This is a genomic window from Halomonas sp. HNIBRBA4712, from assembly GCF_043558675.1.
Taxonomy (GTDB): domain Bacteria; phylum Pseudomonadota; class Gammaproteobacteria; order Pseudomonadales; family Halomonadaceae; genus Vreelandella.
In genome coordinates, this window is sequence record NZ_JBIFXR010000010.1 from 1 (window position 1) to 20,032 (window position 20,032).

The following is a 20,032-nucleotide window of genomic DNA, read 5'->3' on the forward strand; positions in this document are numbered from 1 at the left end:
AATACTCCTTCAGATAGTAGTGGATCTCCGCTTCCATTTCGTCCCGTGGAAGCATTCCCAGCGGATGGGTCCACTCCTTCTTGAGTGACGCAAAGAAGCTTTCTGCACAGGCATTGTCCCAGCAGTTTCCTCGCCGGGACATGCTGATCGTGATGTCCCGGTCATTCAGCCAGGTCATGACATCCTCGCTACGGTATTGCGTGCCCTGATCCGAATGGAACAGCAGGCCGGCGCCAGCCGGCTTCCGTTCCTTCCAGGCGTACTCCAGAGCGGCCACGACCAGTTGCGCGCTGTTGATCGGACTCATGGCCCAGCCGATGATTTGCCGTGTTCCCAGGTCCATGACAATGGCCAGATAAAGCCACCCCTCATGACAGCGAAGCTGGGTAATGTCCGATACCCAGACCTGATCGGGTCTGCCGATCAGGAATTCGCGATTCAACAGGTTGGGCAGCACTGGCAGTGACAAGCGACCACGACGATACCCGGGTTTCAGGGCCGTACACGAGCGGTATCCGGCCATCTGCAGAAGCCGTTGAACCTGGTTCTGACCGCAGCAGAAGCCGGCATCCTGCGCCTCCTGCCACAGCTTTCGATAGCCGGGTACGCCATGCTGAAGACGAGCACACTGCAGCAGGAAGGCCGTGAGGGCCTGATGACGTACCTGTTGTGGCCCGGGTTGCTTCTGGCGTTCCCGCCAGCGGTAGTAACCCGATCGGGAAACACCGAGTACTTCACACACGATCACCAGGGGCCACCGATGATCCCGATGGGCCTCGATGAAGGCAAATTTCACTTGCCGTGTCTGATGAAGTACTCGTCCGCCTTTTTTAGGATATCGTTCTCCAGCTGCGCTCTCTTGAGCTGTTTCTTCAGTCGCTTCACTTCACGCTCCAGTTCCTGAACACTTTTTTCAGGGCCTGTATTGGGAAGCGCTTGTCCGCGTGCATTATTTTCCATGACCCACTCCTTTCGCCAACGGCTCAGGGTATTGGGATGAACACCGAACCGAGCAGCGAGCGAGACCTGTGTCTGAGGTGAGGAAAGCGAGGCCTGTACGGCTTCACGTATAAAGGCCTCGGTATAGCGTGGACTATGTTTGAACTTCATGACACCTTCTCCGTAAAAGGTGTCCACTTTTTTAGGGTCACTCCAGGTGAGTGGTGAGTGGTGAGTGGTGAGTGGTGAGTGGTGAATCGAGTATCGATTTGCTTTGGCTTGGCGGGGCGCTTGGCGGCGCCGGTCGCGAGCTAAAGCTGCCTCCCACAAAGCCTGACCAACCCTAACTGAACGGCATTACGCCCTGTGGGAGCTCGCTTCTGTGAGCGAAGGCTGCGCTGTCGTTCCAGCTTGGTGGCTACTTCCGGGGCGGTTGTCGTCGCCTTCGCCGAATGAATTCGGCTCCTACAGAAAGCGGCACTTGCCAACCCAACCCTTCACCGTACAGCCTTCAACTCCTCCTTCACAACTCACCATTAACTACTCACTATTCACTATTAACCATTCACAAACCACTAATCCCGGTGGTCTCTCACGATCATGATGATCATGCTGAGGATGAACGCGAGGAAGATGGTGATGATGGCGAACACGGTGCTGTTGTAGAGCCGGTTGGGGGAAACGGAGTATTCCGGCAGCAGCGGGCTTTGAAGAATGCTGACCTGTTTGAGCTGGCGGGCGGCTTCCAGGCGGGTGTTTTCGAGCGCGGCCAGGGCGCTGGAGTAGGTTTCCTGGGCGAACTGCGCCTGGAGCTCGAGGGTTTCGTACTCGGCGGAGACACGGTTGAGCGCGCCGCCGGCGGCCTGGGCCAGGCGTTCGCTTTGTTCGCTGATCTGGTCGCGCAGCGCTGTGATGTTGCGCTCGACCTGGCGAAGCTCCGCCGACTGCGAACTTTGGAAGCTGGCTATGGCGTCGCGCTGGGCCTGTAAGCGGGCCAAGTCGCCTTCGAGCGTGGCGACCACCTGATTCAGGCTTTCCACCGTGGCGGTGGGAGACACCAGACCGTACTCGTTCTGAAACTCCAGAAGCTCGGCGCGGGTTTCGCGAAAGCGTTCTTCAAGGCGCACCATTTGCTCTTCCAGAAAGCGCACCTGCTCCTGCGCGAGGCGGTGTCCCATGGCGTTCATGTGGTCTTCACCGGCTTGCAGCAGTAGCTGTGTCATTTGCTGGGCGAATTCCGGCGTATAGGCTTCCACATGAATGTTCAGTACACCGGCGTACTCGTCCATCTCGATTTCTACCCGGCGCTGGTAGTAATTGTGCAGGTTTTCGATGGGGGCATTGGCGTCCCACAGGGTGGCGAAAATATCGCCGTGGGTGCTGTAATGCTCGCGAAAGCCGAGCTCGTCATCCAAGTAGCGCAGCATATCGACCGAAAGTAAATATTCGCGCAGTAACAGCAAGTCGTGGGTGTTGCCGCCGCCTCCACCGCCCATGAGCGAGGCAAAGCTGATTTCCGGCGTGGCCACTTGAGGGCTTTCGAGTACTACGGTCGCGCGGGAGACGTAGCGGTCCTGCGCCCAAACGAACCAGTAGAACGTGACCAGCACAATCGCAATGATTGCCAGCGCCCAATGCGGCGAGGCCTTGAAAAAACGGGGAAGAGAACCTTGCATGGATTAGCTTGCCTTTAACCGGTCAACGAAGCGCAGGTGCATGAGAAGCCCAAGGGTAATGAGCGAAAGCGTGAACAGCCAGAAGTAGAGCATGCTGGTACCGTGAATCACCTTGTACTTTTCGAAAAAACCCAATCGTAGGGTTTCCAACCCATGGGGAATGGGATTCAGCATCAGGTACTCGAGCAGCCAATGGGGCATGCTGTTGAGCGGAAAAATGACGCCGGAAAGAATCAGAAGCGGTATCGACAGCATGCCTACGACCCTACCGATTTCGGGTACCAGGGTCGCCGATACCGATACGACCAGCCCCAGCCCCAACCCCAAACTCCATAGCGAGAACCAGGCGGCCAGCACGCGAATGGCGTTATCCGGATACATCTCCAGGCCCAGCATCAAACCGCCCACGATGAATAGCAGAAACACGAAAGAGCGCAGCGTACCTTCCAGGAAGTTGCGCACCAGCACCGGATCGAGCGGCTGTACCTGGCGGTAGGCAAACAGCGCCTTATTGGCATTTATAGCGCCCATGCCCCGCATCATGCCCTCGCGAACCAGAAAGAATCCCATCAAACCGGTGATCATCCAGGGGATGAAGGGAGCGTTGGTGACCAACTGATCGCCGCGTATAAAGCTGCGAATGGCAACCATGATGCCCACGAAAGCTACCGGCTCGAACACCATCCAGAACCAGCCCATGCGGTCGGCCATGGTGCGAGAGATAGCCTCGCGCAGAAACATGGCATACCACACGCTACGAGTAACCTGCCAAGGCGTGCGAGCACCGCGCCGGGCTGTATAGTTATCGGCCATCAGCCATCACCTCCCCGCCGCAGTGCCTCCCACCCCCAACAGTAAACAAATATCTTTTCACCATTCACGCCTCGCCCTTAACGATTCACCACTCACCAAAAAATCACAAATCCAACGCCACACGCGTGGTCACGGCAATCTGGAAAAGCATTTGGGTGAGCGTGGAGACCAGTTGCAGGTTATGCGCGGGCACTTTGGGCATGACGAGAATTTCATCGCCCGGACGAAGCGGCGAGTTCTTGGCGTGCTCGACGGCACCGTTCTGGCGAACCAGCAGAATCTGGTCTTCATCGGCACGCTGGGTAAAGCCACCGGCGTTTTCGACGTAGTCGATCACGCTCATGCCGGGCTGGTAGACCACCGCCTGGGGCACGACGATTTCACCGCTGAGCAGTACCGAATCGCTGATTTCCGGGATGGTGATCAAATCGCCATCCTGCAGGCGGATATCCGAAATCTGACCGTTTTGCGCTACCACTAGTCGGCCGCTGGGCTCGAGCTCGCGGGCGCGCTCGATGAAGCGCTGAATCAGCTCGGCTTCGCGCAGGCGAATGTTCGCTTCTTCATCGGTGCGCGAGGTGGCGCCAAGATACGTGGTTTCCAAACGGCGCAGACTATCTTCCAGCGACTGCTCCTGCTGCTGGCGCACGCTTTCACGGCGGATCGAGACGCTTTCGACCGCGGTCAGGTTTTGCGGTACGGCAATGGCGTCCAGTAGCTCGCTCAGGCGGGCGTTGCGCGGCAGCGCGTAGCGGGAAGGGCCGTAATAGCTGCCTTCTACTTCCACCACGATGGTTTCGCTGCGCTGGTCGGCGCTGAAGGTGACTTCGTCGCCGCTGCGAATGGTCTGATTGCCAAAGGTGGAAAGATCGAAGTATTGCGCGATGGGTCCGCTGGGGCGGTCGCCACGCAGCAGTACGTGAGACACGCCGCTGCGAAGGCGCGCCAGATTGACCAGTTCCGCCCCGCTCAGGGTATTGCTGGTCAGCTCATAGCGCAGTTCGCGATGAACGTCGCCCACTACGGCAATGGCCGGGCCGCGCTCTTCCACCACGATGGTGTCGCCATCCTGGAATTGCGGGCGCGGAATGGTGCCGGTGAGCAGGAAGTCGTAGAGGTCGACGGTGGCGATCTGGCTGCCGTTGCGAATCACGCGAAGCTGACGGTAGCTGCCCAGATCCTGGTCGATGCCGCCGGCCTGATCGAGGAAGTAGAGTAGCGAGTCGTCCGGCGTGCCGGCGTAGCGGCCGGGATTTTCCACGTAGCCGGTCACGTAGACGGCCACGGGCTGAACGCCTTGCAAGTTGGTGTAGACCTCGACGTTATCCGGGTATACCGAAGTAATGGCCTGGCGTACGCTGTTATCTACCTGCTGGCTGCTCTGGCCTTCCACGTTGATGGGGCCAGAGCCGGGAATGAAGATATTGCCTTGTGCATCGACGGGGAGTACGCGGTCGAGTTCGATCGCGCCCCAGGCGCGCACGGTGACCTGATCACCGGGTTTGATGCGGTAATCCGGGTTCAGGCCATCGCCAATGGCACCGCGAAAGCCGCCGGTGAAGAGATTGAAGCCGAACGGCGGCAGAAGATCCGGATTTCTTGGCTGGGTGCTGGGTACTGGGCCATAGGTGCCGCTACGGTAGTCGGCACGGGGGGTGTCGTTTATCTGTTGCTGGCCCTGACCCTGCGCCTGAGTGCGGTTGGCGCCGGACGACTGCATGGATGACTGGCGCTCCTGCCCGCCCAGGGTATCGTTGGGCAGGCTGACCATTTGCGCATGGGCCGTCGCGGCAAAAGTCATTACGCTGGCGAGCGTGACTGATGCCAGCGCTTTGGTCAGGCGCGCGCGTTTTTTAATCACCAAAAAATTCATTGAAAGCGCCCTTCTACCGATTGCGTGACCACGCGCTGATTGACCCATCCGTTAGGCGTTTTACATGCCAGCGCGCGGCGCGTGGCAGCCTGGGCGCTGACGATTTGTAGCTGACGGCATTCTCGCCCGCTCGCTGCCAGGTAACGTTCGTCGGCGACGACTTCGACATTGGCACCCCAGGGGCTGGCCGCTACGCTTAGAATGCCGCCGGTCGGGGCACTTTCGAGGAAAGCGCTGAGTGGTTCATTGCCGATGGTTTCAGCGTTGTCGTTGTTCAATACGTACTGAGGCGACTGCGTGCCACTACTGGTAGGGTAAGTGCTACAGCCACTTAAAAGCATGAGGCTCAAAGCGGTCAGTGCCAGGCGTACCGGCGCCGCGTGAATACGTGAGGTATGAGGCATTGTGATTCCCAGTAAAAAGGCACGCTACCGCCCGGGGATTGCTCCGGACGCTTTCCCTTGCCCTGTACGTTACATTGTATGAACCGGTCGCGCGTTAACCTGACGCGCACTAATGGGGCGCCATTGTAAGTGATTCCATTTGAGTAAACTACCTCAGCGCCACCGCTCCTATAGAATCTATTGAATTTTAATTAGATGATATTCATTAACCGGGGCCACCTTCGAGAAGGCCAGCGCCCTCCTTCGCCGAGCTGTCGGACCGACGAAGTGCCGGACCACGCTGAAGCGCACCCCCACAACCCCAGCACCCAAATCCGTCTAACTCCAGCCACTGCCTCCAATCCCGTAGGAGCAGGCTTCAGCCAGCGACCGAGTGGCTTCGGCACCGTACTTCGATTCAGGTTGTGGGAGGGAGCTTTAGCTCGCGATTGGGTTGGTTGAAGTGGCGTCATCCGGGAAGGCTGGCGCCTTCCTTCGCTCGCTGAAGCGTGCTCCTACAACACCAGTACCTGCATTATTACCTAAACGGATATACCCACCCATCCCGTAGGAGCAGGCTTCAGCCAGCGACCGGGTGGCTTCGGCACCGTACTTCGGTTCAGGTTGTGGGAGGGAGCCTTAGCTCGCGATTTGGCTGGGGTGGCGCTACCCGGAAAAGCTAGCGCTTTCCTTCGCTCGCTAGAGCGTGCTCCCATAACCCCAATCCCCTCCCTTAGAACAGATAACGCGCGCCGGTGATCCAGTAGGCATCGTCGGATGAGCTGCGGATCGCGGGAGAGTCTGCCTCAGCTACTTCCAGGAAGACATCGACGTTGTCGGTGAGGGCATAGTAGGAGCCGATGCTCCAGGCGTTACTGCTTGCTTCGTTATCGCGCTCGACCCGGTACACGTCGGCGTTGAACGCCCAGGGGCCGGTGGTGTAAGTGCCACCCAGACCGTACGAGTCGAACCCACCGCCGTATTCGCTGCTGTCGCTTTGGGCCTCAAAGCCCAAACGCGCGCTCAGGTTATCGCGCACGCTATACGAGCCGATCAGACCGTAAAGCATTTCACCGTTACCGCCGCCACGCACCACGTTTTCGACTGCGCCAAGGCCAACGCTGAGCGGCCCCTGCCGGTAGCGTACACCGCCCTGGGCGGCGCTCACGCTGCCTTCCGAGCTTTTTTCCGCATCGGTCAATCCGCGCTCGCTGTAATGCTTCACCTGCAGGAAGCTGGTAAAGCCGTTGACCTCCGGGGTGTAATAGCCGATGGAGTCGCCCCGGGACTGCAGGCCGGTCGAGTTGAACAGCAGGCCACGGTCGAGGTAGACATCGAAGGGAATGGAGACGAACTGGTAATAGAGGCTATCGAAATTACCGGCCAGTACGGTACCGAAGCGTTCGCTTTCAAGGCCGATGAAGCTTTGGCGGGTTTCCCTGAAGGCCTGCCCCTGAATGCGCTCGTCGCCGGCAAAGCGCCACTCCAGGCGGCCGAAGGCGGCCAAATCCGGGTTGATTTGCTGGCGCATGCGAAAGCCAAGGCGGGAGTAGACATCGACAAACTCGGGGTCGTTATTGATCGCGTTGCCAGTGGCATCTTCGTTAGGCCCGCCTCCCGCGATACCCATTGAGATACGCCCGTACATGCTCAGCTGCGTACCGTCTTCATCATAAATAGGCGTATTGGCTTGGGAGATACCGGACCATAGCAACCCCACACCCAATACGACCGCCCCAGCCCTTGCGTTAACGCTCATTTCAGACCCTTGCCTTTTAGTTGGTTTAATAAAAATGAGCAAAAATGTTATACTATAACAAATTAAAAGTAAACTCGGAACGAGAAGCATTACGCTGCAATAACCGCCGCGAGCCCTACTCTATTCAGCAGTTGGATTACAATCGGCTGTTTCACGGCAATAAAAAAACCGGCCCAAAGGGCCGGTTCTATTTGCTGCAGGCTAAAATGCAGTGCTGATTACTTCAAACCGTCAGGTCAGACGACCAGGTTTTAGAAGAAGTAACGAGCGCCTGTCAGCCAGTATACGTCGTCGGTCAGGTCGCCGAGGTCGCTTGCGAAGTCGCTGCGGCTAACGGTCGGTGCGTCTTCGTTGGCCACTTCGAGGAACACGTCGAAGTTGCTGGAAACGTTGTAGTACGCGCCAGTCGCCCAGGAGCGGCTGGTTTCGGCATCGTCACGCTCGATGTTGTAGTAATCGAGGTTGAATGCCCACGGACCAGTGGTGAAAGTACCACCAACGCCTACGGAGTCGAAGCCGCCGCCACGAGTGGTCGGCACGCCCAGCGGGCCAGCGACCGCATCGCTGCTGTTTTCACGACCTTCATAGCCCAGACGAGCAGAGAAGTTGTCGGTGAAGTCGTAGGAGCCGATCAGGCCGTACAACATTTCGCCATTGCCGCCGTCGCCACGCGCTACGTCGTCAACGAAACCAAGACCAACGGTAACCGGGCCTTGTGCGTAGCGAACACCACCTTGAGCGGCAGTAACGCTGCCTTCGTCAGAGGTCTGACGAACAACGCCGGCTTCCGGAATGTTTTCGTCGATCAGGCCACGCTCACCGTAGTGCTTGGCCTGGATGAAGGCAGTGAAGCCTTCCAGGTCAGGCGTGTAGTAACCGATAGAGTCGCCGCGAGACTGCTTGGGGTGACCGGCGAAGCGGAAACCACGGTCGACGTAAACGTCGAACGGCAGTGAAACGAACTGGTTGTAGAAGCTGTCGAAGTTACCGGCTTGAACAGTACCGTACTGAGTGCTGGTCATACCCAGGTAAGATTGACGAGTTTCAGAGAACGCGTCGAAGTTGTTGCCGTTACGAGTGTTGGACTCGTCGGCACGGAAACGCCACTCGAGACGACCGAAAGCGGTCAGGTCACGGGTGATTTCCTGGCTCAGGCGGAAGCCCAGGCGAGAGAAAACGTCAACGAACTCGGGATCGTTGTCGATTTTAACGCCGTTTTGCTCACCAGGACCGCCGCCCGCGATGCCCACAGCGATACGGCCGTACAGGTCAACCTTGGTGCCGTCTTCGTCGTAAACAGTGGCTGCTTGAGCGGCAGCAGAGGCGGCCAAAGCACCAATGACAGCAGTCGCTAAAAGTGTCTTTTTCATGAGTTAGGTTCCTTTACTAGCTTACTGTTTCGATCGTATCTGCCGGGCTTTTTATAAGCCTGCAGGTTGGCCAATGGGTCATGCTCTAGCTTCAATCCGCCGCTCTATTCGACGATATGTGGCATGTCCTCACCGAGGCCTTGTTATAGTCCAATGCTCGCAAGCCAAACTCTATACCGGGATTGGGGGGAACGCAATAGAAAAAAACAGTGTTCTTTTACGATTTGCGCATTTTTGTGGAACCCTCGGCGGGTTTACAAGTCTCAGCGTCCTTCGAACTTTTGCATCAGCCCCTTGATCTTCTCTTCCATGCTAAGCGGCTTTCGCTCTTCGTTTTTTTCCGGCTCCGGGCTTTGACCCGGGCGCTGAGCGTTCGAGCCGGTGGCGGCACCGCCGCGATGGTGTGGCTGCTTTTTGGGCGTTTGCTTCATTTCTGCGCCGGCTCTCTCACCAACTCTCTCACCAACTCTCTCACCGACTTTCCCACCTTTTTTCTCCCCCGCCTGATCCTTGCGTCGCTCGCTTGCATGTTGCGAGGCCTCCTTGTCGACGGTGCCGGCGGGCAAACCGTCCAGATCCACCCGCTCGGCGCCTTCGCGCATGGATTTAACGTAGCGCGGCAAATTGACGTAGTTGGCCAGCGCCCGGCGAATCAACTTCCCCGACCAGGGCTCGCGGCTGGCCAGGTCCTGGTGGATGCCTACCTTGAGCGGTTTGGTATGTCCGGTGAAAAATGCGTTGGGGTAGCGCTCGTACCACTGTTTCAACAGCGCGTGGGGGGAAGGCGGCTCGGCTGGCGCATTCGAAAGCGTCGGCAGCGGTGAGTCAGCTGGCTCGGCGCGGCCTTGTGGTGACTCAGTTTCGGCCCTGACTTCGCTTTCGTCCATGGCTTTGCTTTCGTTTATGGCTTTACTTTCGACCCCGGCTTCACTTTCGACCCTAAGGTCGCTTTCGAGCGCGCTCGTCGCAACAGGGGGTTGATGGGCGAGCTCGGTCTTGAGCCGGTCATTTTCCTGTCGCAGCCTTGCAAGCTCCTGCTGGGCTTGCGTCAGGTGCTGTTCCAGTGTGTCGATTAGTTGTTCTACGCTGGCGGCCATGGGTGCCCTCCTTGGAGCTGGTCAGTCGTCGATGCGCTCGTACACCACGAAATCAAAAGGCGGCTGGCCGTGGCCGGGAGTGCCCGCTTCACGCTGCACCTCCTTGAACGCCTCGAGCGGTATCGCCGGGAACGTGACATCGCCGTCCACCTCGATATCCACTTCAGTCACATAAAGCCTTTGGGCGTGGGGCATGGCCTGGCGGTAGATCTCGCCGCCGCCCATGACCATGATCTCCTCCGCCGCTTCGATCGTCGCCTGCTGATCGGCCAGCGCCAGCGCACTTGGCAAGTCGTGACAAACGCGCACGCCCGCCGCCTCGAAGCTCGTATCACGGGTGACCACGATATTGAGCCGGTTAGGCAGCGGTTTACCAATCGAGGCGAAGGTCTTGCGCCCCATCACCAGCGGTTTTGCCTGGGTCTTGCGTTTGAAGAACTTCAGGTCTTCGGGCAGGTACCAGGGCAGTTTGCCTTCGACGCCAATGACACGGTTTTTCGCCATGGCAACGATCATCGCCACCGGTACCAGGGGGTCGAAATCTGTGGGCTGGCTCATACGGCTACCTTTGCCTTGATATGGGGATGAGCGGCGTAATCGTCGATACGGATATCGTCGAAGGTGAAGTCGAAAAGCTCGGTGACCGCAGGGTTCAGCCAGAGTTTGGGTGGCGCCAGCGGCGTGCGTTCGAGCTGCTCGCTCGCCTGTTCGAAATGGTTACTATAAAGGTGGGCATCGCCCAGGGTGTGGATGAACTCGCCGGGCTTAAGCCCCGTCACTCTGGCCACCATGCACGTCAGCAGCGCGTAGCTTGCGATGTTGAACGGCACGCCCAGAAAAATATCGGCGCTGCGCTGGTAAAGCTGGCAGGAGAGCCGCCCATTTGCCACGTAGAACTGGAACAGACAGTGGCACGGCGGCAGCTTCATTTCATCGACCTGAGCCGGATTCCAGGCGGAAACCACCAGCCGGCGCGACTGCGGGTTGTGGCGAATCTGCTCGAGCACGCCCGCAATCTGATCGATACCCTCACCGCCTTTGGGGTCTGGCCAGCTTCGCCATTGGTAGCCGTACACCGGCCCCAGGTCGCCGTTTTCATCGGCCCACTCGTCCCAGATGCGCACGCCGTGCTCTTTCAGGTAGCCGATGTTGGTATCGCCCTTGAGAAACCACAAAAGCTCGTGAATGATCGAGCGCAAGTGCAGCTTCTTGGTAGTCAAAAGCGGAAACCCGCGAGCAAGATCGAAGCGCATCTGGTGGCCGAAAAGCGAACGGGTGCCGACGCCGGTGCGATCATTCCGATCGGTGCCCTGCTCCAGCACGAAGCGCATCAAATCGAGATAGGGCTGTTCCAGCGCGGCGGAAGTGGCATCGAAAGCGGCGGGTGCGGGCGTTGAAGCAGTCACAGGGTTTCCAGAGTTGCAGGCATTTGAAGGCTGTATTCTAGGCGGGCGGCGCACACCAGGCAATGCCGCCCGCCACGGGGTTACCGGTCAGGCCGCTTTGGCATCTACCGGCTGGCTGCGCGACCAAGCCATGAACGCCACGCCCAGCGCAATCATCGGCAGCGTCAGAAGCATCCCCATGGTCACCCAGCCAAAGGCGATGAAGCCGATGTGGGCGTCCGGCAGGCGCACGAACTCGACCAGAAAGCGAAACACGCCGTAACCGAGCAGGAAAAGCCCGGAAACGAAGCCTCGCTGGCGCGGCTGGGCCGATACCCACCAGAGAATCACGAACAGCACCAGGCCTTCGAGCAGCGCCTCGTAAAGCGCCGAGGGGTGGCGAGCCTCCGGCCCCATACCGGGAAACGGCATGCCCCAGGGCAGCGAGGTCACCCGCCCGGGTAGCTCGTGGTTGATGAAGTTACCGATACGCCCGGCGCCCAGGCCGATCGGCACCAGCGGCGCGATGAAATCCGTGAGCGTAAAGAACGCGAGCTTTTTGCGCCGAGCAAACAGCCAGGCCGCCAGCAGTACGCCGATCAGCCCACCGTGAAAGCTCATGCCGCCATCCCACACCCGGAACACCCAGAGCGGATCAGCGGCCCACTGCTCCATGCCGTAGAACAGCGCGTAACCCAGGCGCCCGCCGGCGACCACGCCGATCGCGCAGTAAAACAGCAGGTCGCTGATATCGTCATTGGTCAGGCCGATTCGCGGGGCGCGTTTACAGCCGAGCCACCAGGCAGCCACGAAGCCCACCACGTACATCAGCCCATACCAGTGCACCTGCAGGGGCCCCAGGGAAATCGCTACCGGGTCAATCGTGGGATAGTTGATCATCGAACGTCTCTAATCAGGTAAAGCAACAAATTAAACCGGAATGCCCTTATGGCGCGAATGGGTCAGCCCAGTACGAATCGCAGACCCACCACGGCCAGCAACAGCGCAAAGGATAACCGCAAAACCCGCGCCGACAACACGTGCGCAAGCTTCACACCGACCCGGGCAAAAGGAACGCTGGCGAGGATGATGCCGAAAAACGCCGGCCAAAGCACGAAGCCGGTGGACCAGGCCGGCAGCAGCGGATTGCCCCAGCCCACCACGATGAAGGTAAGCGCGCCGACCAGCGCGATGGGCAGCCCGCAGGCCGCCGAGGTGCCCACGGCCTGGGTCATGGTCGCGCCGCAGCGTGAAAGCCAGGGCACGGTCATCGCCCCGCCGCCGATGCCGAAAAGCGCCGAAACGGCCCCGACCACGCCGCCGGCCACCACCATGGCGGGCTTGCCCGGCGCGATGGAGCCTGGTTTGGGCTTAAGGCCTAGCGTCATCTTTGCCGCCAGCAGCAGGACGAACACGCCAAACAGGGTACCGAGCACGGTTCCGGAGAGATTACCGGCGATGAACACGCCGCCAATAGCGCCCAGCATCAACCCCGGCAGCAGCGCCATGAACCAGGGGCGATGAATGCTGCCCTTGCGATAGTGACCCAGCGTCGACGACGCGCCGGTGACCACGATGGTGGCAAGCGATGTGCCCACCGCCAGGTGCATGGCGACCTCGGGCGCCACCCCCTGCAGGTTGAAAGCAAAGACCAGAACGGGAACGATAATGAGGCCGCCGCCGACGCCGAAAAGCCCGGCCATGGTGCCCGCCGCCGCGCCGAGTGAGAGATACCCCAAAAGTGTGATCGCAATATTCATGATGGGCCGTTCGATAGGATGCATGGACGCTGGCCGCCACAAGTGCGGTGCAACATGAGCGAATGATAACATTAACGGGCTGGCTCAGCCGTTCATCCAGCCGGTCGTTTATAGTCGCTCGTTTATAAACGCTCGTTCACGAAAAGGAGCGCTCAATGTGCCTACTGACCTTCGCCTGGTACCCGCAAAGCGCCACGCCCTTGCGCCTGGCGGGTAACCGGGACGAGTTCCACGCCCGCCCGACCGCGCCGCTGCACTACTGGAAAGATGACCCACGCATTCTGGGCGGGCGCGATCTGCAGGCCGGCGGCACCTGGCTTGCGGCCAACGACCGCGGCGTGGTGGCCGCGCTGACCAACGTGCGCGAGCCCGCCGCTCCCGTGCCTGATCATGCCCCCAGCCGCGGCGAGCTGATCGCTCGCGTACTGCATGAAACAGATACCCAGGGGTGGCTCGAGGCGCTGGTTGAACATGAGGCGGTGCGCTTTGCCGGCTTCAACCTGCTGGTGGCAGACAACGCCACGCTTTGGCACCTTCACCATTCGAGCGCGGGCACGTTTTTGGCGCGCGTCCCCCCGGGCGTGCATGGGCTTTCCAATGCTCACCTCGATACGCCCTGGCCCAAGCTGGTAGCGGTACGCAATGCTTTGGAAGGCGCGGGTGACGACTGGCAGACCGCTACGGCGCGCGCACTTTTCAACACCGATACCGCGGCGGATGCCCTGCTTCCCGATACCGGCGTAACGCATGCGCTCGAGCGCCGGCTTTCGGCGGCGTTCATTCTGGGCGAAGAGTACGGCACGCGAGCAACGACCTGGGTGAGCCTCGATGCCCAGGGCCGGGTTTCGATGACCGAGCAACGCTTTGGGCCATCAGGCGTCTTCGAGGGCGAGACCACCCTCACCCAGCCTTGAAGCCCGTTTGCAATTGGCCGGATCGCGAGCTGACGCTGCCTCTGGTCTGGGTGCTGAACTCACCAGGTCGCGAGCTGAAGCTGCCTCCCACAAGCTTGTTCGGAATCGGTGGTGAAATCTGCCTGGTCGCGAGCTGACGCTGCCTCCCACCCATGGTCCTTCCTGGGTGCCATCATCAGGCTCATCAAATGGTGTTGTGGGAGGGCGCTTCAGCGCGCGAAAGAAGGCGTCAGCCTTCCCGGATGAAGCCGCCCCAATCAATTACATCGCGAGCTGAAGCTGCCTCCCACACGCCCGCGCTCATCAGTCCCTGGGCGGCAGCAGGTGCGTCAGCTGCCACTCGTCCATGCGTTGGTTCAAGTGCTCGCGCACCTGGGCGGGGGTGTCGAGGGCCAGAATCTCGTGGAGCAGTGCCTTGGCGTCGGCAAGTGGCACCCGGCGGATCGCCGCGCGCACCTTGGGCAGGCTCGGTGCGTTCATGGAGAGACTCGAAAAGCCCATCGCCATCAGCAAAAGTGCCCCGGCCGGGTCGCCGGCGAGCTCGCCGCACAGTGAAATCGGCTTCTCGAGGCGCCTGGCATCCTGAGAGAGCTCCCATAGCGCGCCGAGCAGCGCCGGATGCAGCGCGTCGTACAGGCTCGATACCCGCGGGTTGTTGCGATCCACCGCCAGCAGGTACTGGGTCAGGTCGTTGCTGCCCACCGAGAAGAAGTCCACCCGCTTGGCCAGCGCGTCCATCTGGTAGATGGTCGCCGGTACCTCGATCATGACACCGACCAGCGGCCGCTTGATTTCGGCGCCCTCCTCGCCCAGCTCGACGATCGCGCGATCGAGTATTTTCAACGCCTCGTCGACTTCCTCCACGTTGGTGATCATGGGGAACAGTACGTAGAGGTTATCGACCCCTTGAGAAGCCTTGAGCATGGCGCGAAGCTGCACCATCAGCACTTCCGGGTGATCCAGCGTTACCCGCATGCCGCGCCAGCCGAGAAACGGGTTGGCTTCCTCGATGGGAAAATAGGGCAGATCCTTGTCACCGCCGATATCGAGGGTGCGCATGACGACCGGCAGCGGCGCGAAGCCTTCGAGCTGCTCGCGGTACATGCGCATCTGCTCTTTCTCGCCGGGGAAGCGCTCGGCGATCATGAACGGCACCTCGGTGCGGTAGAGCCCCACCCCGCCAATGCGACTTTTCAGAAGCGCCCCGGCGTCTACCGCCAGGCCAGTGTTGACCATCAGCGGCACGTGGTGGCCGTCCGGCGTTTCGCTGGGAAGGTCCTGCTCGTGTTCGAGCATTTCGCTGAGCGCCTGCTCTTCCGCGATCAGGTTGGCGTAGCGGGTTTCCAGCTCCGCCGAGGGGCGCACGAACAGCCGCCCGCGGTGGCCGTCGAGCACCACCCGCGCGCCGTTCAAACGCGGCAGCGGCAGATCGACCATGCCTAGCACCGTGGGGATGCCCATGGCGCGGGCGACGATCGCCACGTGGGAGGTACTCGAGCCACGCACCGAGACGAGCCCCTTGAGCTTGCCCTTGGGCACTTCGCCGAGCATCGCCACGCTGATCTCGTCGCCGACCAGAATCGCGTTGTCCGGGTAGGTTTCCGGGGTCGAAGGCGTATCCTGCTGCAGGTGCGCCAGCACCCGGCGGCCCAGGTCGCGAATGTCGGCGGCGCGCTCGCGCAGGTAGTCGTCATCCACCCGCTCCAGGTACTGCACGTGGCGGCGCACAACGTCGGCCAAGGCGCCTGGCGCCCACTGCCCTTCGCGGATGCGTTTTTCGACCTCCTCGGAAAGCGCCGCCTCGCCCAGCATCTGCTGGTAAACGTCGAACAGCGCCAGTTCCTGGGCGGAGATACGGTTGGCGAGGCGCTCGGCGGCGGCGCGAATCTCCTGCCGGGTTTGCGCGATCGCCTCTTTCAGCCGCGCCACCTCGAAATCCTGATCGCTCGGAATCAGATCCGGCACGCTGTTGAGATCCGCCGGCGGGCTGATCACTACCGCCTCGCCCATCGAAATACCGGGGGAAGCCGCCACGCCCTTGAACATCGCCTGGCCGTCGGGCAGTGCCGGGCGCGTGAGGTTGCCGGTCGCCAGCGCGTGGACCAGCACCCCGGCCAGCTGCGCGGCCATGGTGACCAGAAAGGCTTCGTCTTCGTCGTCGTAGCGACGCTTTTCCGCCTGCTGAACCACCAGCACGCCGAGCATCAGGCGCTGGTGAATGATCGGCACGCCCAGAAAGCTCGAGTAGCGCTCCTCGCCGGTCGCCTCGAAATAGCGAAACTGGGCGTGGGCGCGGGCGTCTTCCAGGTTGAGCGGCTCGCTGCGCTTGGCCACCAGCCCCACCAGGCCTTCACCCAGCGGCAGCACCACCCGACCCACGGCCTGGGTACGCAGGCCGATGGTTTCCATCAGCACCAGCGACTCGAGATCGCGATCATACAAATAGAACGAGCAGACGTCGGTCTGCATCGCCTTGCGAATGCGGCGCACCATGGTCGAGAGCGCCGCCTCCAGCGTACGCGCGCCGTTCACTTCCTGAATGACGCGGCGTAGTACCTCCAGCATGGATGTTTTAGACTTCACTGTTGTTATCCTCGCTGAGGGTTGGGCGACAAGGCAATCGGGCCCGAGCGCCCAGGCGCCCCGACCCCATCACCGCACGCCGCGAAAATGTCACGACTCGTCTCCAAGTGCCAAACGCTGTACGCGGGGTGAAAGCTCTCTTAAGGCCCGCCGGTACACTTCGCGCTTGAACGGCACGACCTGGCCCAGCGGATACCAGTAGCTGACCCAGCGCCAGCCGTCGAACTCCGGCTTGGGCGTGGCCGTCATGCAGATCCGATTCTCCTGACACCGAATCCTGAGTAAGAACCACTTCTGCTTTTGACCGATGCAAACCGGTCGCGAGTGGGTGCGAATCATGCGTCGTGGTAAACGGTAGCGCAGCCACCCCCGGGTGCAGGCGACGATGTCGACATCGTCGGCGGTCAGGCCGATCTCCTCAAACAGTTCACGGTAAAGCGCTTGCTGTGGAGTTTCGCTCGACTTGATGCCTCCCTGGGGGAATTGCCACGCATTTTGTCCAACCCGACGCGCCCAAAGCAGTTGCCCCTGGTCGTTGACAATGATGATGCCAACGTTGGGGCGAAAGCCGTCAGCGTCGATCACGGACTTCACCTTTTAAATTTTCAGTTGCTCCCATTTTTCCACAAGGCAGACAAGCGTATCAATACAATATAACGCTCGATGGCGATAACCGCTGACATCGGCGCCGGCGGTGGGCAAGGCGCGGGGTCTCTGCGATAATCCGCGGCGCTGACACCAAGCGGCCTTTATCAGCGAACGTTACCAACGACAGATATCAACGATCGATATCAGCAACTTATAAATTACAAGGGGAAGCCGGTGAGCCTGGCCATTTTCGATCTGGACAATACGCTACTCTCCATCGATAGCGATCACGCCTGGGGCGAGTTCCTGTTGGAACAGGGCGCCGTCGACCCGGTGGCCTACCGCGAGGCCAACGACCGCTTCATGGCCGACTACGAAGCAGGCACGCTGGATATGGCGGCGTTTCTCGAAGTCGCCCTCAAGCCGCTGGCCGACAACGCCCCGGAGCAGCTCGCCGCCTGGCATCAGCAGTTCATGGCCAGCAAGATCGAACCGTACATTCTGGCCAAGGGTGAAGAGCTTCTGGCCCGCCACCGCACCCGGGGCGATACGCTTTTGATCATCACCGCCACCAACCGCTTCATCACCGGCCCGATCGCCGAACGGCTTGGGGTGGATCATTTGATCGCCGTTGAACCGGAAATGATCAACGGGCGCTATACTGGCCAGGTTTCCGGCACCCCGAGCTATCGCGAAGGCAAGATCACCCGCTTGCAGCAGTGGCTGGAAACCCAGGACGCCACCATGGAAGGCGCCTGGTTCTATAGCGATTCGCACAACGACTTGCCGCTGCTGGAAAAAGTGGATCACCCGGTCGCCGTCGACCCGGATGACACGCTTCGCCGAGTGGCCGAAGAGCGTCAATGGCGCATCATGAGCTTGCGGGACTAACGCGGGAAGCCGCCGCCCTGCGCAACGACAAGTGAGCCCTACCCCGCATGGCGTTCGACCCTCCTACCCTTTTGACGGTGACCGTGGCGCTGGCGCTGGCCGCCGCGCTCTATCTGATCACCGAATGGCGCAGCGCGCGCGAAAAAGCGCTTTTGTACTGGGCCACCGGGTTTTTCATGGTGGTCGCCGGGTCGAGCCTTTCGCTGCTGCGAAGCTTCGGCTTCGATGTGATCGGCGTATGGTTTGCCAACGGGCTGCTGGTAGTCGCCCACGGCTGCTTTCTGCTGGGTGTAGCGCACTTTATCAACCATCCGCTCTCGCGGCTGTGGTGGGTGATTTTGCCCGCCTGGTGCGTACTGCTGCCATTTCTGGAGGTCTCGCAAAGCGCCAAACTCTATATGGTGGTCAATTCGCTGCTGGTCGCGCTGCTTTCTCTCAAGGCCGGCCAGCTATTGAAACTGGAGCCCGCCCTTGCCACCGCCGGTACGCACCAGCTTCGCGGCGCGCTGCTGATACACGGCGCGTTTTATCTGATCAAGGCGGTCACCGCTCTCACGCCCGGCGCCCTGATCGACCTGAGGCTCTACCAGGGCGTGATGATTCGCGTCTCGCTGGTCGAGGGCGTGATGGCGATACTGCTGATCGCACTGTCGATGACCGGTACCGTGCGCTACCGCCGCGAGCGCCAGATCAAACGCCTGGCCGAGCGCGATTCGCTCACCTCGCTCTACAACCGGCGCGGCTTTCAGGCGCGCGCGCCCTTTATTCTTGGCGCCGCCGGCCCACAGCGCCCCGCTGCACTGCTGCTGATCGATATCGATAACTTCAAGATGATGAACGACCTGCACGGTCACGCCGCCGGCGATCACATGCTGGTCAGCTTGAGCGACCTGACCCGCCAGCTTCTACCCGGCGACGCGCTCAACGCCCGCCTGGGCGGCGACGAATTCGCCATTCTGCTTCAGGCAACCAGCGCCGACGAAGTGGAACGCGTCAGCCGCCACTTGCGCCACGCCTTCAACGACCTCGCGGCCAAAGCCTTCGACACCCCCCAACCGGTCACGCTAAGCCTCGGCGCCACCCTCATCGACACCCCCCATCCGGATCTCAGCACCCTTCTTGGCCAAAGCGATCAGGCCCTATACGAAGCCAAGCGGGATGGACGTAATCAGCTCAGGATTCTGGGCACCTGACCGGCTATAGGGCGCCTCCTATCCATTATTGAATAATGGCAGCGCTAGAACGCTAACTGTAGGAGCAGGCTTCAGCCAGGGACCGTCCGAGATGGCACCGCAACCCGGGGGAGGCTGGCGCCTTTCATCGTCGAAGTATCGAACCACCAATGAATTGGGCTCCTACAGGGGGTTGAATCACTCTGGCTGGCAGCTTCAGCACATATTCCTCAAGCGGTAGCTGTAGGAACAGGCTTCAGCCAGCGACTTGTATGCCGTGGTTGAAATCTCAAGAAAGCCACACGGCATCCCAGAAGCTGTAGTCATTTACATCGTCAACCAACTGCACTCTTAAAGGATTCGCCACAATATAGCGGGCAACGTCGACCAGGGACTCTTCATCGCGAATCATTCGATCATGAAACCCGCGTTGCCAGGCACTTTCTCCCATACTCACTGACACATGACTTTTATAACGGCGCACGGCTTCCGAAAGCTGGCTGTCTAGCTGCATGAGCCAGTGCACATGATCTGGCATCACCACGAATGATAAGGTTTTCGCCAAGACCTTCACTCGAGGGTGAGTAAAATGTCTGGAAGCACAGCAAGCGTTGTGGAAATTCGAAAAAAGCGGCTGGCGGCGGTGTGTGGCTATCGTAATTAGATAGTACGCGCCCTTTAATGAGTGCCGGCCCCTCCGAAGCCGGTGGCCATGATGCATATCGCCTCCTTTTCGTTCATTTTATTTAGCTTAGTGGATTTAATATCGATGGGTCTAATGGAGTACGTCACGATCATGAAAAGGCCTAGGTAGCCATCCAGTAGTCAA

Annotated in this window: 19 protein-coding genes; 3 read left to right on the plus strand and 16 right to left on the minus strand. The window is 60.1% G+C overall.

The window, feature by feature from the left end; all coding sequences use genetic code 11:
• The 13 genes from ACGK9R_RS15815 to ACGK9R_RS15875 all read right to left on the minus strand — a co-directional run.
• Positions 1-796 (minus strand): IS3 family transposase (locus ACGK9R_RS15815; RefSeq protein ID WP_394583046.1); only part of this gene is annotated, 796 nt, incomplete at its 3' end.
• Positions 793-1,110: a transposase gene (locus ACGK9R_RS15820; RefSeq protein WP_394583048.1), complete on the minus strand. Its 318-nt coding sequence runs from the start codon at positions 1,108-1,110 to the stop codon at positions 793-795. The genes ACGK9R_RS15815 and ACGK9R_RS15820, both read right to left, overlap by 4 nt.
• Positions 1,111-1,514: 404 nt before the next feature.
• Positions 1,515-2,615 (minus strand): chain-length determining protein, encoded by a 1,101-nt coding sequence (locus ACGK9R_RS15825; protein WP_394583050.1) that lies wholly within the window; start codon positions 2,613-2,615, stop codon positions 1,515-1,517.
• Positions 2,616-2,618: 3 nt separating this feature from the next.
• Complete coding sequence (locus tag ACGK9R_RS15830) at positions 2,619-3,428, minus strand: ABC transporter permease (RefSeq protein ID WP_394583052.1); 810 nt, start codon at positions 3,426-3,428, stop codon at positions 2,619-2,621.
• 103 nt (positions 3,429-3,531) lie between these two features.
• Positions 3,532-5,301, minus strand: coding sequence for a polysaccharide biosynthesis/export family protein (locus tag ACGK9R_RS15835; RefSeq protein ID WP_394583054.1), 1,770 nt, complete (start codon positions 5,299-5,301; stop codon positions 3,532-3,534).
• Entirely contained in the window at positions 5,298-5,705 is a 408-nt protein-coding gene (locus tag ACGK9R_RS15840; protein WP_394583056.1) for a DVU3141 family protein, read from the minus strand. Before ACGK9R_RS15840 ends, ACGK9R_RS15835 begins: the two co-directional genes overlap by 4 nt.
• Before the next feature lie 712 nt (positions 5,706-6,417).
• On the minus strand, positions 6,418-7,443 hold the full coding sequence (locus ACGK9R_RS15845) for a porin (RefSeq protein WP_394583058.1): 1,026 nt from the start codon (positions 7,441-7,443) through the stop codon (positions 6,418-6,420).
• Between the two features lie 251 nt (positions 7,444-7,694).
• Positions 7,695-8,813 (minus strand): porin, encoded by a 1,119-nt coding sequence (locus ACGK9R_RS15850; protein WP_394583060.1) that lies wholly within the window; start codon positions 8,811-8,813, stop codon positions 7,695-7,697.
• A gap of 263 nt (positions 8,814-9,076) precedes the next feature.
• Positions 9,077-9,910, minus strand: a complete 834-nt coding sequence (locus tag ACGK9R_RS15855) for a ProQ/FINO family protein (protein ID WP_394583062.1) — start codon at positions 9,908-9,910, stop codon at positions 9,077-9,079.
• Between the two features lie 21 nt (positions 9,911-9,931).
• On the minus strand, positions 9,932-10,468 hold the full coding sequence (locus ACGK9R_RS15860; protein WP_394583064.1) for a dihydrofolate reductase: 537 nt from the start codon (positions 10,466-10,468) through the stop codon (positions 9,932-9,934).
• Complete coding sequence (locus ACGK9R_RS15865) at positions 10,465-11,241, minus strand: thymidylate synthase (protein WP_394583193.1); 777 nt, start codon at positions 11,239-11,241, stop codon at positions 10,465-10,467. The genes ACGK9R_RS15860 and ACGK9R_RS15865 overlap by 4 nt, the downstream gene beginning before the upstream one ends.
• 162 nt (positions 11,242-11,403) lie before the next feature.
• Complete coding sequence (gene lgt, locus ACGK9R_RS15870) at positions 11,404-12,195, minus strand: prolipoprotein diacylglyceryl transferase (RefSeq protein WP_394583066.1); 792 nt, start codon at positions 12,193-12,195, stop codon at positions 11,404-11,406.
• Between the two features lie 62 nt (positions 12,196-12,257).
• Positions 12,258-13,055 carry a sulfite exporter TauE/SafE family protein gene (locus ACGK9R_RS15875; RefSeq protein WP_394583068.1) on the minus strand — a complete coding sequence of 266 codons (798 nt, stop codon included), beginning with the start codon at positions 13,053-13,055 and terminating at the stop codon, positions 12,258-12,260.
• A gap of 155 nt (positions 13,056-13,210) precedes the next feature.
• Between ACGK9R_RS15875 and ACGK9R_RS15880 the strand changes: the two genes are divergently transcribed.
• Positions 13,211-13,969, plus strand: coding sequence for an NRDE family protein (locus ACGK9R_RS15880; RefSeq protein ID WP_394583070.1), 759 nt, complete (start codon positions 13,211-13,213; stop codon positions 13,967-13,969).
• Positions 13,970-14,272: 303 nt separating this feature from the next.
• Here ACGK9R_RS15880 and ptsP read toward each other — a convergent pair whose 3' ends face one another.
• Together ptsP and ACGK9R_RS15890 are read right to left on the minus strand one after the other, a co-directional pair.
• Positions 14,273-16,534: a phosphoenolpyruvate--protein phosphotransferase gene (gene ptsP, locus ACGK9R_RS15885; protein WP_394583195.1), complete on the minus strand. Its 2,262-nt coding sequence runs from the start codon at positions 16,532-16,534 to the stop codon at positions 14,273-14,275.
• Positions 16,535-16,642: 108 nt separating this feature from the next.
• The gene (locus tag ACGK9R_RS15890) at positions 16,643-17,137 is read right to left on the minus strand and encodes an RNA pyrophosphohydrolase (RefSeq protein ID WP_394583072.1); all 495 of its coding nucleotides are present in this window, start codon (positions 17,135-17,137) and stop codon (positions 16,643-16,645) included.
• A 237-nt stretch (positions 17,138-17,374) separates the two neighbouring features.
• Between ACGK9R_RS15890 and ACGK9R_RS15895 the strand changes: the two genes are divergently transcribed.
• Both ACGK9R_RS15895 and ACGK9R_RS15900 read left to right on the plus strand, forming a co-directional pair.
• On the plus strand, positions 17,375-18,031 hold the full coding sequence (locus tag ACGK9R_RS15895; RefSeq protein WP_394583074.1) for an HAD family hydrolase: 657 nt from the start codon (positions 17,375-17,377) through the stop codon (positions 18,029-18,031).
• A 47-nt stretch (positions 18,032-18,078) separates the two neighbouring features.
• Positions 18,079-19,224 (plus strand): GGDEF domain-containing protein, encoded by a 1,146-nt coding sequence (locus ACGK9R_RS15900; RefSeq protein ID WP_394583076.1) that lies wholly within the window; start codon positions 18,079-18,081, stop codon positions 19,222-19,224.
• Between the two features lie 268 nt (positions 19,225-19,492).
• Here ACGK9R_RS15900 and ACGK9R_RS15905 read toward each other — a convergent pair whose 3' ends face one another.
• The gene (locus ACGK9R_RS15905) at positions 19,493-19,924 is read right to left on the minus strand and encodes an REP-associated tyrosine transposase (RefSeq protein WP_394583077.1); all 432 of its coding nucleotides are present in this window, start codon (positions 19,922-19,924) and stop codon (positions 19,493-19,495) included.
• Positions 19,925-20,032: the final 108 nt, after the last annotated feature.

Excerpts from the sequence above, each read along its gene's own strand:
- ACGK9R_RS15820 (WP_394583048.1), bottom strand. The coding sequence starts at position 1,110 with ATGAAGTTCAAACATAGTCCACGCTATACCGAGGCCTTTATACGTGAA.
- ACGK9R_RS15825 (WP_394583050.1), bottom strand. The coding sequence starts at position 2,615 with ATGCAAGGTTCTCTTCCCCGTTTTTTCAAGGCCTCGCCGCATTGGGCG.
- ACGK9R_RS15830 (WP_394583052.1), bottom strand. The coding sequence starts at position 3,428 with ATGGCCGATAACTATACAGCCCGGCGCGGTGCTCGCACGCCTTGGCAG.
- ACGK9R_RS15835 (WP_394583054.1), bottom strand. The coding sequence starts at position 5,301 with ATGAATTTTTTGGTGATTAAAAAACGCGCGCGCCTGACCAAAGCGCTG.
- ACGK9R_RS15840 (WP_394583056.1), bottom strand. The coding sequence starts at position 5,705 with ATGCCTCATACCTCACGTATTCACGCGGCGCCGGTACGCCTGGCACTG.
- ACGK9R_RS15845 (WP_394583058.1), bottom strand. The coding sequence starts at position 7,443 with ATGAGCGTTAACGCAAGGGCTGGGGCGGTCGTATTGGGTGTGGGGTTG.
- ACGK9R_RS15850 (WP_394583060.1), bottom strand. The coding sequence starts at position 8,813 with ATGAAAAAGACACTTTTAGCGACTGCTGTCATTGGTGCTTTGGCCGCC.
- ACGK9R_RS15855 (WP_394583062.1), bottom strand. The coding sequence starts at position 9,910 with ATGGCCGCCAGCGTAGAACAACTAATCGACACACTGGAACAGCACCTG.
- ACGK9R_RS15860 (WP_394583064.1), bottom strand. The coding sequence starts at position 10,468 with ATGAGCCAGCCCACAGATTTCGACCCCCTGGTACCGGTGGCGATGATC.
- ACGK9R_RS15865 (WP_394583193.1), bottom strand. The coding sequence starts at position 11,241 with ATGCGCTTCGTGCTGGAGCAGGGCACCGATCGGAATGATCGCACCGGC.
- lgt (WP_394583066.1), bottom strand. The coding sequence starts at position 12,195 with ATGATCAACTATCCCACGATTGACCCGGTAGCGATTTCCCTGGGGCCC.
- ACGK9R_RS15875 (WP_394583068.1), bottom strand. The coding sequence starts at position 13,055 with ATGAATATTGCGATCACACTTTTGGGGTATCTCTCACTCGGCGCGGCG.
- ACGK9R_RS15880 (WP_394583070.1), top strand. The coding sequence starts at position 13,211 with ATGTGCCTACTGACCTTCGCCTGGTACCCGCAAAGCGCCACGCCCTTG.
- ptsP (WP_394583195.1), bottom strand. The coding sequence starts at position 16,534 with ATGCTGGAGGTACTACGCCGCGTCATTCAGGAAGTGAACGGCGCGCGT.
- ACGK9R_RS15900 (WP_394583076.1), top strand. The coding sequence starts at position 18,079 with ATGGCGTTCGACCCTCCTACCCTTTTGACGGTGACCGTGGCGCTGGCG.
- ACGK9R_RS15905 (WP_394583077.1), bottom strand. The coding sequence starts at position 19,924 with ATGCATCATGGCCACCGGCTTCGGAGGGGCCGGCACTCATTAAAGGGC.